Genomic DNA, 12249 nt, shown 5'->3' with positions numbered 1-12249 from the left:
CAGGCCACGCACGCCGATCGACGACGATACCAGCCGTGCCGGACGTCCCGGTCAGCCGTCGATGAGGTCCCGCTGCTGCGGCAGCAGCGCGTTCATCTGGGTGTAGTCGTCGGCGGCGTCCAGGCTCTGGATGTCCAGGCTGGCCAGGTAGCTGCCGTAGCCGACGTAGCAGCGCTGGGCGAAGTTGCCCGGGGCGTTCTCGAACACGAAGCAGGGCGCCTCGGGGATGGCCGGGAGCACGAACGGGGTGCCGCCGAACGCCGTGGCCTCGAGCTGGGCGAACCCGGTGTACACCGCGTTGGTCTGCGCCGACGTCGGGAAGGTGTAGAGCGACACCGCGTAGTCCAGCTGCGCGTCCTCGTCGTAGGTCGTGCGGTAGAAGGCGCCGCCGAACCCGTTGCCGGTGAGCAGGGTGCGCTCGACCGTGGGGTCGATGGCCAGCCGCAGGTAGCCCTCGAGGTCGTAGGACCCGGTGAACCGGGTCGGGTCACCCGGGGTGGTGAGCGCGAACGGGCCCAGCCCCAGCGGGTCGGTGGGCAGGTCGGGCACCTGGGCCTGCGGGGTGGGCTGGAAGCCCTGCAGGAGCGCCAACTGGTCCTGCACCTGCGCGACCACGAGGTCCGGCGCCGTGCCCGACGGGGCGTCGAGGTAGGTGTAGACCAGCATGCGGCCGGTGGGCACCCAGACGTCGACGGTGTCGGTGGGCGAGCCGGCCGAGTCCGACCCCCCGGTGCGCAGCGCACCGCTGGCCCCGAGGGCGGGCAGGTCGACGGGCTCCTGGTCACCGCTGCCGTAGTCCAGCGAGATGGCCGTCAGCGCCTCGGCCGCGGCGGCCGCGGAGTCGGGGTCGGACATCTCGGCGACCAGCACGAGCGTGCCGTTGTTCGCCGCGTCCTGGCCACACGTGCCCCAGCCGGCGACGAACCCCCACCGGTCGAGCTCCTGCTCGACGCGGCCGTCGCCGAAGTACAGGGCGTCGACGCCGCTGGCCGAGCCGAACGGGCCGGTGGGGAAGCACGAGCCGGTGCGGTCGGGCCGCACGGTCTGCGGCAGCGAGGTGACCGCGGCGATCCGCCGGGCCTCCGCCCCGGTGCCCGGCCCGATCTGCGGCGCGGGGGTGACGTCACCGGTCGGCGCGGCCGAGGTGCTCGGCGCCGAGGACGACGACGGGTCAGGGGCCCCGCTGGTGCGGGCCGGGCTGGCCGTGCCCTCGACCGTGCTGGTGCACCCGGCCAGCAGGACGGCGGCGGCCACGGCACCGACGACCCCCCGGGCGTGCGCGGAGGTGCGGGGCGGACGGGCTCGACGGGCGCTCAGCACCGGCACAGCCTAGGGCTCACACGACCTCGCGGAGCAGCCCGGTGTCGACGTCGTAGACGAAGCCGCGGACCTCGTGCGAGGCCAGGTAGGGGGTGGTCCGCACGACGGCGAGGGACTCCCGGACGTCGGTGTCGACGTCGGTGAACGTGCGCCCGGTCCACGGCGGCCGGTGGCCGGTGGCCTCCTGGACCAGGTCGGCCAGCCCCCGGTCGTCGGTCTTCTGCAGGCCGCAGTCGGTGTGGTGCACCAGGACCGTCTCCCGGGTGCCGAGCAGGTGCTGCGAGATCGTCAGCGAGCGGAGGGTGTCCTCGGTGATGACCCCACCGGCGTTGCGGATCACGTGGGCGTCGCCGACCTCGAGGCCCAGCAGCGGGAACAGCGGCATGCGGGAGTCCATGCACGCGACGACGGCGACGTGCCGCGCCGGGGCGACCGGGCGCGACCCCGGGAAACGCTCCGCCCATTCGGCGTTCGCGGTCAGCATGCGGTCGGTCTCGGACACGTGGACCCCTCGGCTGCGTACCTCGCCGCCTGCACGCGGCCCTGTACCGGAGCAAGTTAGCCGCGCCCGCCGCGACCCGCGCAACCGGGCATCGGTCAGGATGGGTGACGTGACCACCGCCACCGACCACCGCCGCACGGTCGAGGAGCACCGGGCCGCCGTCCGCGCCCTGCTGGCCGACTGCTCCCCCGGCACCGAGGAGGTGCCGCTGGTGGACGCCGTGGGCCGGGTGCTGGCCGAGGACGTCACCGCCGCCGTCCCGCTGCCGGTGTTCACCAACTCGGCGATGGACGGGTACGCCGCCCGCTGGGCGGAGGTGGGGGCCGCGACGTCCGACCGCCCCGTGCGGCTGCCCGTGGCCGAGGACGTCCCGGCCGGTCGCACCGACGTCCCCCCGCTCGACCCCGGCACGGTGCACCGCATCATGACCGGCGCTCCCGTGCCCGACGGCGCCGACGTCGTCGTCCCGGTGGAGGACACCGACGGGTCGACCACGACGGTGACCATCACCGCCTCCCCCGCGGCCGGCAGCTACCTGCGGCACTCCGGGGAGGACATCGCGCAGGGCGCGACCGCGCTCACCGCGGGCACCGTGCTCGGGCCGGCGCAGCTCGGGGTCGCCGCCTCGGTGGGGCGGGCCCGGGTCCTGGTGCGCCGTCGCCCGCGCGTGCTGGTGCTGTCCACCGGCAGCGAGCTGGTCGCCCCGGGCGAGGCGCTGCGCCCCGGGCAGATCCACGAGTCGAACTCGCTGGTGCTGGCCGCCGCGGTCGACGCCGCCGGCGGCGCGGCCCGCACGCTGCACTTCGTGCCCGACGACGTCGACCAGTTCCTCACCACCGTCCGCGCCGAGCTCGCCGACGCCGACCTGCTCATCACCAGCGGCGGGGTCAGCATGGGCGCCTACGAGGTCGTCAAGGACGCCCTCGGCGCCCTGGGCACCGTCGAGTTCGTCAAGGTCGCGATGCAGCCCGGCGGCCCCCAGGGCTCGGGCACCGTGGACGGCGTCCCGGTGGTCACCCTGCCCGGCAACCCGGTCAGCTCGTTCGTCTCGTTCGAGGTGTTCGTGCGGCCGGCGCTGCGGGCGGCCCTGGGCATCCCCGACCCGCACCGGCTGCGCACCACCGCCCGGCTGACCCGTCCGCTCACCTCGCCCCCCGGCCGCCGGCAGTACCTGCGCGGCCGGTTCGCCGACGGCGAGGTCGAGCTGGTCGGCGGGCCCGGTTCGCACCTGCTCGCCCACCTGGCCCGCGCCACCTGCCTCGTCGTCGTCCCCGAGGGCGTCACCGAGCTGCCCGCCGGCAGCCCGGTCGAGGTCCTGCTCGTCGAAGGAGCCCTGCAGTGAGCTTCACCCACCTCGACGCCTCCGGCGCCGCCCGCATGGTCGACGTCACCGCCAAGGAGGTCACCGCCCGCGAGGCCACCGCCGCCGGGCGGGTGCTGGTCACCCCCGAGGTGGTCGCCCTGCTGCGCGGGGAGGGCGTGCCCAAGGGCGACGCGATCGCCGTCGCGCGCATCGCCGGCATCGCCGGGGCCAAGCGCACCCCCGACCTGGTGCCGCTGTGCCACCCGATCGCGCTGCACGGGGTGACCGTCGACCTGCAGGTCACCGACGAGGCCGTCGAGATCACCGCGACCGCCCGCACGGCCGACCGCACCGGCGTGGAGATGGAGGCGCTCACCTCAGTGGCCGTCGCCGGCCTGACCGTGATCGACATGGTCAAGGCCGTCGACCCCCGCGCCAGCATCACCGACGTCAGGCTGCTGGCGAAGTCCGGCGGCAAGAAGGGCGACTGGGTCCGGTGACGCTCCCCCCCGGCGCACGCGCCGTCGTCGTCACGGCCTCCAACCGGGCCTCGGCCGGGGTCTACGAGGACCGCTCCGGTCAGGCGCTGGCCGCCGGCCTGCGCGAGCTGGGGTTCGAGGTCGAGGGTCCGCACGTGCACCCGGACGACGTCGAGGTCCTCGCCGCGGCGTTGCGGGCGGCCGTCGCCTCCGGGGCCGACGTCGTGCTGACCACCGGCGGCACCGGCCTCACCCCCACCGACGTCACCCCCGAGGCCACCCGCCTCGTGCTCGAGCGGGACGCCCCGGGCATCGCCGAGGCCGTCCGCCGGTACGGCCAGCCGACCGTGCCCACCGCGGTGCTGTCCCGCGGGCTGGCGGGCACCGCCGGACGCACGCTGGTGGTGAACCTGCCGGGCTCGACGGGCGGCGTGCGGGACGGGCTGTCAGTGCTGGGCCCGCTGCTCCCCCACGTGGTCAGCCAGCTCCGCGGCGGGGACCACCAGCCGCCCGGCGCCTGAGTAGACGTTGCAGCCGTCGCCGCGCAGGAACCCCACCAGGGTCACCCCGCTCGACTCGGCCAGCTCGACCGCCAGCGAGCTCGGCGCCGAGACCGCGGCCAGCACGGGGACGCCGGCCATGGCGGCCTTCTGGGTCAGCTCGAAGCTGGTGCGGCCGCTCACCATGAGCACGTGCCCGGCCAGCGGCAGCCGGCCGGCCCGCACGGCGTCACCGACGACCTTGTCGACCGCGTTGTGCCGGCCGACGTCCTCGCGCAGGGCGACCAGGTCGCCGTCGGCGGTGAACAGCCCGGCGGCGTGCAGCCCACCGGTCTTCTCGAACACCTCCTGCGCGGCGCGCAACCGGTCGGGCAGGGCGAGCAGGGTGGCGAGCTCCACCCGGACGTCGTCGGCGGCGACGTCGAAGCGGGAGCGGGTGCGGATGGCGTCGATGCTGGCCTTGCCGCAGACGCCGCACGAGCTGGTGGTGTAGAAGTTCCGGTCCAGTGCGGTGTCGGGCACCGGCACGCCGGGGGCCAGGTCGACGTCGACCACGTTGTAGGTGTTGCGGCCCTCGTCGTCGACCGAGTCGCAGTAGCGCAGGGCGGCGATGTCCTCGCGCGAGGTGATGACGCCCTCGGTCGCGAGGAAGCCGTGCACGAGGTCGAAGTCGTGGCCCGGGGTCCGCATGGTGACCGCGAGCGGGGTGCCGTCGAGCCGGATCTCCAGCGGTTCCTCGCTGGCCACGGTGTCGGGTCGGGTGCTGCGGTGCGCGCCCCGGATGCGCAGCACCGGCGTCCGGGCGGTGACTCGTCCCACGGGGGCGACGGTACGCACCGCGCGGTGCGGTCGCCGGGTCCAGCCCGCCGGGGCCCTACGGTCGGGGGGTGCCCGCCCCCCTCCGCTGCGCCGCGGTCGTCCTCGCCGGTGGCCGCGCGGCCCGCATGGGCGGCGGGGCGAAGCCGCAGCTGGTCGTGGGCGGTCGGTCGATGCTGGCGGCGGTGCTGGCCGCGGTGCCCGACGCCCACCCACGCGTGGTCGTCGGGCCGCCGCAGCCGGTGCCGGGCGACGTGGTCGTGGTGCGGGAGGACCCGCCCGGTGGCGGACCGGTACCGGCCCTGCGCGCGGGCCTGGACGCCGTGGACGCCGACCTGGTGGTCGTGCTGGCCGCCGACCTGCCCTTCCTGACCACCGATCTGGTCGCCGACCTGGTCGCCGACCTGCGGGCCCACCCCGCGGCCGACGGCGTGCTCGTGGTCGACGCCACCGGCCGCGACCAGTACCTGCTCGGCGCCTGGCGCACGGCCGCACTGCGGCGCCGACTCGCCGGGCCGGCCGACGCCGCACCGGCACCCAGGTCGCTGCGGGCGGTGCTGGACGGCCTGCAGGTGCGCCGGCACCGGCCACCGGTCCCCGAGGGTCGGCCCACCCCGTGGACCGACTGCGACAGCCCCGCCGACCTGGACCGTGCCCGCGCCGCGGTGGGAGTGCCGCCGCACCCGACCGGGTAGTCGACCGGCATGCATGTCGTCGTCGCCGGAGCCCACGGCCAGATCGCCCGCCGCCTCACTCGCCTGCTCGCCGCCCGCGGGGACACCGTCACCGGTGTCGTCCGCAACCCCGACCACCGGGCCGACGTCGAGGACGACGGCGGCGCACCGGCCGTGCTGGACCTCGAGCAGGCGTCGGTCCAGCAGGTCGCAGACGTCGTCCGCGGCGCCGACGCCGTGGTGTTCGCCGCCGGCGGCGGTCCCGGCAGCGGCATCGCCCGCAAGGACTCCGTCGACCGCGGCGCGGCCGTCCTCCTCGCCGACGCGGCCGAGGCAGCCGGGGTCCGCCGGTACGTCCTGCTGTCCTCCTACGGCGTCGACGCGGTCGCCGACGGCGCGACGCCCGAGGGCGTCGACGAGGTGTTCGTCGCCTACCTGCGCGCGAAGCTCGCCGCCGAGCAGGACGTGCTGCCCCGGCCGGGCCTGGACACCACCGTCCTGCGGCCGGTCTCCCTCACCGACGACCCGGGCACGGGCACCGTGCGCCTGGCCGCCTCCGTCGAGCGCGGCGAGATCAGCCGGGACGACGTCGCCGCCGTGCTGGTGGCGCTGCTCGACGACCCGCACCCCGGGTCGGTGCTCGAACTGACCGGCGGGGACACCCCGGTGCGCGAGGCGGTCGCCGCGGTCGGCTGACCGGCCCGCGCCGTCCGTTCGTCGCGACGTGCGCGCGTGCGTCGGCCCCGGCTTCAGGCGTCGCGGCGGGCCCGGGTGACCTCGGTGCGGGCGGCCAGCTGGTCGTCGGGCGGGTAGTCGACCGCCAGGAGCGTGAGGCCGCCGGCCGGGGCGACGGGCACCTCGTCGGCGCGGCTGGTGCGGGCGAGCAGCGCGGCCGGCCAGTCCGGGGGACGCCGGCCCTCGCCGACCGCGAGCAGGGCGCCCACCAGACTGCGCACCATCGAGTGGCAGAACGCGTCGGCCGACGCCGACACGGTCACCAGGTCTCCGTCAAGGACCACGTCCAGGGCCTGCAGCACCCGGATGGTGGTGGCCCCCTCGCGTCGCCGGCAGAAGGCGGCGAAGTCGTGCTGGCCCAGCAGCAGGGCCGCGGCCACCCGCATCGCGGGGACGTCCAGGGTCCGGGGCCACCCGACGGTGTCCAGGCGGCGCAGCGGCGGCGGGCCGGCCACGGCGTCGGTCAACCGGTAGGCGTAGTGCCGGGCCAGGGCGGCGAACCGTGCGTCGAACCCGGCCGGCGCGAGGGCAGCGGAGGTCACCGCGACGTCGCCGGGCAGCACGCCCCGCAGTCGTCGCAGCAGCTTCGCCTCGTGCTGGGCCCACAGGGCTGCCGGGAGGTCGAGGTGGGCCACCTGACCGGTCGCGTGCACCCCGGCGTCGGTGCGCCCCGCCACGGTGAGGTCGACGTCGTGGCGCAGCACGGTCGCCAGCGCCAGCTCCAGGTCGCCCTGCACGGTGCGCTGGGAGGGTTGGCGCGCCCAGCCGTGCAGGTCGGTGCCGTCGTAGGCGATGCCCAGCCGGACGCGGACGAGCCCGCCACCGGTATCGGTGGCGGGCTCGTCGACGGAGCTGGGTGTCACGGAGGCGACTACTTCGGGTCGGGCTGCGACTCCCCGCCGGGGGCGTCGACGCCGGCGCTGGCGGCGTCACCGGTCTCGGCGGCGTTCACCTCGGCGGCAGCGGCGTCGGCCACCTCGGGCGAGACGCCGTCGGCCTCGACGACGACGCCGTTCTCGGCGGTCGGCTGCTCCTCGGTGACGTTCTCGTCCTGCACCTCGTCGTCCGGCGTGACGGCCTTGGTCGTGGCGCCGACCTCGCCGGCCGCAGCGGCCGAGCCGGAACCGGCGGCGAACGTCGTGCCGCGGGCGCGCTCGGCCTCGCCGACGGCCTGCTGGGCCACGGTCAGCGCGTCGACGAGCTCGATGACGGCCATGGGTGCGTTGTCACCCTTGCGGGGACCGACCTTGGTGATCCGCGTGTAGCCGCCGGGGCGGTTCTCGTAGCGGGGGCCGATCTCGGCGAAGAGGTGGTGCACCACGTTCTTGTCGCGGATCGTGGTCATGACCTGGCGGCGGGCGTGCAGGTCGCCGCGCTTGGCCATGGTGATGAGCTTCTCGGCGACCGGGCGCAGCCGCTTCGCCTTGGTCTCGGTCGTGGTGATCCGGCCGTGCTCGAACAGCGAGGTGGCGAGGTTCGCCAGCATCAGCCGCTCGTGCGACGGCGAACCGCCGAGGCGGGGGCCCTTGGTGGGAGTAGGCATGTCGATCCTTCCTCAGGCCGCCGGAGCATCCGTGCAGGCCGCGCTTTCACTGATGGGTGGAACTCCGGTCGCGGCGGTGCCGGGACCGGCGGGACCTCGCCGCCCGTGCGGGCGACGAGGTCCGTCTGTCAGAGCTGCTCGGTCTCGCGGAAGTCGCCCTCGGCGTAGCCCTGGCCGTCGGCGTACTGGGCCTCACCGGGGTAGCTGTCGTCGTAGGTCTCGTCGTAGCTCTCCACCGAGGTGGGGACGAACCCGGGCGGGCTGTCCTTGAGCGCCAGACCCATGGCAGCGAGCTTCAGCTTGACCTCGTCGATGGACTTCGCACCGAAGTTGCGGATGTCCAGGAGGTCGGCCTCGGAGCGGGTCACGAGCTCACCGACGGTGTGCACGCCCTCGCGCTTGAGGCAGTTGTAGGACCGGACGGTGAGGTCCATGTCCTCGATCGGCATCGAGAAGTTCGCGATGTCGGCGGCCTCGGCCGGGCTGGGCCCGACCTCGATGCCCTCGGCGTCGACGTTCAGCTCGCGCAGCAGGCCGAACAGCTCCACCAGGGTCGAGCCGGCCGACGCGATGGCGTCGCGGGGCTCGATGGAGGGCTTGGTCTCGACGTCGACCACGAGGCGGTCGAAGTCGGTGCGCTGCTCGACGCGGGTGGCCTCGACGGCGTAGGTCACCTTGAGCACCGGGGAGTAGATGGAGTCGACGGGGATCCGCCCGATCTCCTGGCCCGGCTGCTTGTTCTGGGTGGCCGGCACGTAGCCGCGGCCGCGCTCGACGACCAGCTCGATCTCGAGCCGGCCCTTCGCGTTCAGCGTCGCGATGTGCAGGTCGGGGTTGTGCACCTCGACACCGGCCGGGGGCGCGATGTCGGCGGCGGTGACCTCGCCGGGGCCCTGCTTGCGCAGGTACATGGTGACCGGCTCGTCGGAGTCGGAGCTGACGACCAGACCCTTGAGGTTCAGGATCAGCTCCGTGACGTCCTCCTTGACGCCCGGCACGGTGGTGAACTCGTGCAGGGTGCCCTCGATGCGGATGCTGGTGACAGCAGCGCCGGGGATCGAGGACAGCAGGGTGCGGCGCAGGGAGTTGCCGAGGGTGTAACCGAAGCCGGGCTCCAGCGGCTCGATGACGAACCGCGAACGCGAGGCGTCGATCGTCTCCTCGGTGAGGGTGGGGCGCTGTGCGATGAGCATGTCGTTCTCCTTCTGGTCCTCCGGCGACCGCCATATGACGCCGTGAGGGAGACGTGCCGGTGGGGCGGGCTCTGTCCGCCCGCCCCACCGTCCTACAGGTGCATCACTTCGAGTAGAGCTCGACGATCAGCTGCTCCTGGACCGGCGTGTCGATGACCTGCCGGGCCGGGATGGAGTGCACGAGCACCTTGAGCTGGCTGGAGATGACCTCGAGCCACGCCGGCACGGGCCGGGAGCCGGCCTCGGCCTGGGCGACCTGGAAGGGCACCATCTCGACGGACTTGGCGGCCACCTCGACGATGTCGTTGGCCGACACGCGGTACGAGGGGATGTCGACCTTGCGGCCGTTCACCTTGATGTGGCCGTGGCGCACCAGCTGGCGCGACATGTCGCGGGACTTGGCGAAGCCGGCCCGGTAGACCACGTTGTCCAGCCGCGTCTCGAGGATCTGCAGCAGGACCTCACCGGTCTTGCCGGACTTCTTGTTGGCTTCCTGGTAGTAGCCGCGGAACTGCTTCTCCAGCACGCCGTAGATACGACGGGCCTTCTGCTTCTCGCGCAGCTGCAGGAGGTACTCGCTGTCCTTGGTGCGACCGCGACCGTGCTCACCCGGGGGGTAGGGACGGATCTCGATCGGGCACTTGGCGGACTCGCACTTGCTGCCCTTGAGGAACAGCTTCATCTTCTCGCGCCGGCACAGGCGGCAGTCGGCTCCGGTGTAACGGGCCACGTCGGGTCTCCCTGGGTTTCTAAGAAGTGGAGTCAGAAGGCGCGGGGGTCAGACCCGGCGGCGCTTCTTGGGGCGGCAGCCGTTGTGCGGCTGGGGGGTGACGTCGGAGATCTGCCCGACCTCGAGGCCCGTGGCCTGGAGGGAGCGGATGGCGGTCTCGCGGCCGGAGCCGGGACCCTTCACGAAGACGTCGACCTTCCGCATGCCGTGCTCCTGCGCCTTGCGCGCGGCGTTCTCGGCAGCCATCTGCGCCGCGAACGGCGTGGACTTGCGGGAGCCCTTGAACCCGACGTGGCCGGCCGAGGCCCAGCTGATCACGTTGCCCGTGGGGTCGGTGATCGACACGATCGTGTTGTTGAAGGTGCTCTTGATGTGCGCCGCGCCGTGGGCGACGTTCTTCTTCTCCTTGCGGCGCACCTTCTTGGCGCCAGCCGCGCGTGCCCTGGGAGGCATGACTCTCTTCTCTGTTCGTGGCCTGGTGGAGCTCGAGGAACCCACGGCCGCCCCCTCTGCGGGGGCGCAACGGCCGGGGTGGGGTGCCGGTGAGGGCTACCGCTGGGTCAGCGGGCCTTCTTCTTGCCGGCGATGGTCTTGCGCGGGCCCTTGCTGGAGCGCGCGTTGGTCTTGGTGCGCTGCCCGCGGACGGGCAGGCCACGGCGGTGACGCAGGCCCTGGTAGCAGCCGATCTCGACCTTGCGGCGGATGTCGGCGGCCACCTCGCGGCGGAGGTCACCCTCGACGCGGAAGTGCTCGTCGATGTAGTCGCGCAGCTTCAGCAGGTCCTCGTCGGAGAGGTCCTTGGCGCGGAGGTCCGGGCTGACGCCGGTGGCGGCCAGGGTGGCCTTCGCCGAGGTCGGGCCGATCCCGTAGATGTAGGTGAGCGCGATCTCCATCCGCTTCTCGCGGGGCAGATCGACGCCGGCCAGTCGTGCCATGTCCTGTTACTCCCTCAGCCCTGGCGCTGCTTGTGCCGGGCGTTGTCGCAGATGACCATGACCCGGCCGTGCCGGCGGATCACCTTGCACTTGTCGCAGATCTTCTTCACCGACGGCTGGACCTTCACCGGTGCCGCCCTCATTCCTTGTAGTTCGTGGTCACGGACCCGGCTGTCGTGGCCGGACCCGCGACGGGTCACTTGTAGCGGTAGACGATCCGACCGCGGGTCAGGTCGTAGGGCGAGAGCTCCACGACCACGCGGTCCTCGGGCAGGATGCGGATGTAGTGCTGCCGCATCTTGCCGCTGATGTGCGCGAGCACCCGGTGCCCGTTCTGGAGCTCGACCCGGAACATCGCGTTGGGGAGCGGCTCGACGACTCGACCCTCGACCTCGATGGCCCCGTCCTTCTTAGCCATTCCCTGCGCTGCCTCCCGATCTGGTTCGCCCCGGCGCGTGCCGGATCGACTTCCACCTGCACCGCACGGGGCGCGGGTGGTCGTGCTGGGTGTCTGGTGCGGGCGTACTCGCAGAGGGCGTCCGGCGGAGTGCGGCCACAGCACGACGACGGACGGCGCGAACGCCAGCGGCAACTGTACCCCGCCCGCCCCACCTGCTCCAACCCCGGGAGGGTCAGGTGCGGGGCGTCACTCCGAACGGTGCCAGCCCGGCCACGCCGCCGTCCTCCGCGGTGAGCACCCACGGACCCTCCGGTGTGAGGGCGACGGTGTGCTCGAAGTGCGCTGCGCGGGAGCCGTCCTCGGTGACCACGGTCCAGCCGTCCTCGAGCTCGACGGTGTCGGGCGACCCCACGGTGATCATGGGTTCGATCGCCAGGGCCATGCCCTGGACCAGCTTGGGACCGCGGCCGGGGCGGCCCAGGTTCAGCACGTGCGGGTCCTGGTGCATCTCGGTGCCGATGCCGTGCCCGCCGTAGTGGTCGACGATCCCGTAGGGGTGCGACTCGGCACGCACGGCCTGCTCGACCGCGTGGCTGATGTCGGTCAACCGGCCACCCACCAGCGCCCGGGCCAGACCTGCCCACATCGAGCGCTCGGTGACCGCCAGCAGGGCGGCGTCCTCGGCGGAGGGCTCCCCCACCGTGGTGGTGAACGCGCTGTCGCCGTGCCAGCCCTGCAGGATGGCCCCGCAGTCGATGGAGACGTTGTCCCCCGCGGCCAGCGTGCGGCCGGCCACCGGGATGCCGTGCACGACCTCGTCGTTGATCGAGGCGCAGATGCTGCCGGTGAACCCGTGGTACCCGAGGAACGACGGGATCGCCCCGGCCGTGCGGATGTGGTCCTCCGCCACGGCGTCGAGCTCACCGGTGGTCACCCCGGGCCGGATCTCGGCGCGGACCGCGGCCAACGCCCCCGCCACGACGAGCCCGGCGGCCCGCATCAGCTCGATCTCGTGCGCGGTCTTGACCTGGATCATGCGTCCACTCCATCGGGCCAGCAGGGGCACCCGCGCCAGCAGGCCCGAGCTCATCGGGCAGCTCGCCGACGCGGGTGCACCGG

Annotated in this window: 17 protein-coding genes; 5 read left to right on the top strand and 12 right to left on the bottom strand. The window is 73.7% G+C overall.

Features of this window, described 5'->3' with window-relative positions:
* Window positions 1-51: 51 nt before the first annotated feature.
* Together BLP29_RS09195 and BLP29_RS09190 are read right to left on the bottom strand one after the other, a co-directional pair.
* Window positions 52-1320 (bottom strand): DUF7373 family lipoprotein, encoded by a 1269-nt coding sequence (locus tag BLP29_RS09195; protein ID WP_133379092.1) that lies wholly within the window; start codon window positions 1318-1320, stop codon window positions 52-54.
* Between the two features lie 16 nt (window positions 1321-1336).
* A complete protein-coding gene (locus tag BLP29_RS09190; RefSeq protein WP_092802665.1) occupies window positions 1337-1822 on the bottom strand; it encodes a beta-class carbonic anhydrase in 486 nt (161 codons plus the stop codon).
* 109 nt (window positions 1823-1931) lie between these two features.
* Between BLP29_RS09190 and moeA the strand changes: the two genes are divergently transcribed.
* The 3 genes from moeA to BLP29_RS09175 are packed head-to-tail and all read left to right on the top strand — an operon-like array spanning window position 1932 to window position 4125.
* Window positions 1932-3164 carry a molybdopterin molybdotransferase MoeA gene (moeA, locus tag BLP29_RS09185; protein WP_243469812.1) on the top strand — a complete coding sequence of 411 codons (1233 nt, stop codon included), beginning with the start codon at window positions 1932-1934 and terminating at the stop codon, window positions 3162-3164.
* The gene (gene moaC / locus BLP29_RS09180; RefSeq protein WP_207798387.1) at window positions 3161-3625 is read left to right on the top strand and encodes a cyclic pyranopterin monophosphate synthase MoaC; all 465 of its coding nucleotides are present in this window, start codon (window positions 3161-3163) and stop codon (window positions 3623-3625) included. The genes moeA and moaC overlap by 4 nt, the downstream gene beginning before the upstream one ends.
* Complete coding sequence (locus BLP29_RS09175; RefSeq protein WP_092802659.1) at window positions 3622-4125, top strand: MogA/MoaB family molybdenum cofactor biosynthesis protein; 504 nt, start codon at window positions 3622-3624, stop codon at window positions 4123-4125. The genes moaC and BLP29_RS09175 overlap by 4 nt, the downstream gene beginning before the upstream one ends.
* Here the strand turns inward: BLP29_RS09175 and fdhD are convergent.
* The gene (gene fdhD / locus BLP29_RS09170; protein ID WP_092803259.1) at window positions 4051-4923 is read right to left on the bottom strand and encodes a formate dehydrogenase accessory sulfurtransferase FdhD; all 873 of its coding nucleotides are present in this window, start codon (window positions 4921-4923) and stop codon (window positions 4051-4053) included. The two genes, BLP29_RS09175 and fdhD, sit on opposite strands and share 75 nt — an antisense overlap.
* 68 nt (window positions 4924-4991) lie before the next feature.
* On the opposite strand from fdhD, the gene mobA reads away from it, so the two are divergent.
* Window positions 4992-5615, top strand: coding sequence for a molybdenum cofactor guanylyltransferase (mobA, locus tag BLP29_RS09165; protein WP_243469811.1), 624 nt, complete (start codon window positions 4992-4994; stop codon window positions 5613-5615).
* Window positions 5616-5624: 9 nt separating this feature from the next.
* Window positions 5625-6290, top strand: coding sequence for an SDR family oxidoreductase (locus BLP29_RS09160; RefSeq protein ID WP_092802656.1), 666 nt, complete (start codon window positions 5625-5627; stop codon window positions 6288-6290).
* 53 nt (window positions 6291-6343) lie between these two features.
* Here the strand turns inward: BLP29_RS09160 and truA are convergent, their stop codons facing one another.
* From truA to map, 9 genes are all read right to left on the bottom strand, one after another.
* The gene (truA, locus tag BLP29_RS09155) at window positions 6344-7192 is read right to left on the bottom strand and encodes a tRNA pseudouridine(38-40) synthase TruA (RefSeq protein WP_092802653.1); all 849 of its coding nucleotides are present in this window, start codon (window positions 7190-7192) and stop codon (window positions 6344-6346) included.
* Window positions 7193-7200: 8 nt separating this feature from the next.
* Entirely contained in the window at window positions 7201-7872 is a 672-nt protein-coding gene (gene rplQ, locus BLP29_RS22005; protein WP_092802650.1) for a 50S ribosomal protein L17, read from the bottom strand.
* A gap of 128 nt (window positions 7873-8000) precedes the next feature.
* Window positions 8001-9065 carry a DNA-directed RNA polymerase subunit alpha gene (locus tag BLP29_RS09145; protein WP_092802647.1) on the bottom strand — a complete coding sequence of 355 codons (1065 nt, stop codon included), beginning with the start codon at window positions 9063-9065 and terminating at the stop codon, window positions 8001-8003.
* Window positions 9066-9168: 103 nt separating this feature from the next.
* On the bottom strand, window positions 9169-9795 hold the full coding sequence (gene rpsD, locus BLP29_RS09140; RefSeq protein WP_092802644.1) for a 30S ribosomal protein S4: 627 nt from the start codon (window positions 9793-9795) through the stop codon (window positions 9169-9171).
* 48 nt (window positions 9796-9843) lie between these two features.
* Window positions 9844-10248 (bottom strand): 30S ribosomal protein S11, encoded by a 405-nt coding sequence (rpsK, locus tag BLP29_RS09135; protein ID WP_055764664.1) that lies wholly within the window; start codon window positions 10246-10248, stop codon window positions 9844-9846.
* Between the two features lie 107 nt (window positions 10249-10355).
* Entirely contained in the window at window positions 10356-10730 is a 375-nt protein-coding gene (gene rpsM, locus BLP29_RS09130; RefSeq protein WP_091061434.1) for a 30S ribosomal protein S13, read from the bottom strand.
* Window positions 10731-10744: 14 nt separating this feature from the next.
* Window positions 10745-10858 (bottom strand): 50S ribosomal protein L36, encoded by a 114-nt coding sequence (rpmJ, locus tag BLP29_RS09125; RefSeq protein WP_012950458.1) that lies wholly within the window; start codon window positions 10856-10858, stop codon window positions 10745-10747.
* 68 nt (window positions 10859-10926) lie between these two features.
* Window positions 10927-11148, bottom strand: coding sequence for a translation initiation factor IF-1 (gene infA, locus BLP29_RS09120; protein ID WP_012950459.1), 222 nt, complete (start codon window positions 11146-11148; stop codon window positions 10927-10929).
* 214 nt (window positions 11149-11362) lie between these two features.
* A complete protein-coding gene (gene map, locus BLP29_RS09115; protein WP_243469810.1) occupies window positions 11363-12220 on the bottom strand; it encodes a type I methionyl aminopeptidase in 858 nt (285 codons plus the stop codon).
* Window positions 12221-12249: the final 29 nt, after the last annotated feature.

It is taken from the genome of Klenkia marina (genome assembly GCF_900101025.1).
In the GTDB taxonomy this organism is placed as follows: domain Bacteria; phylum Actinomycetota; class Actinomycetes; order Mycobacteriales; family Geodermatophilaceae; genus Klenkia; species Klenkia marina.
Note: the sequence above shows the minus strand (reverse complement) of the source record. Positions and strands in the feature narration are given on the sequence as shown.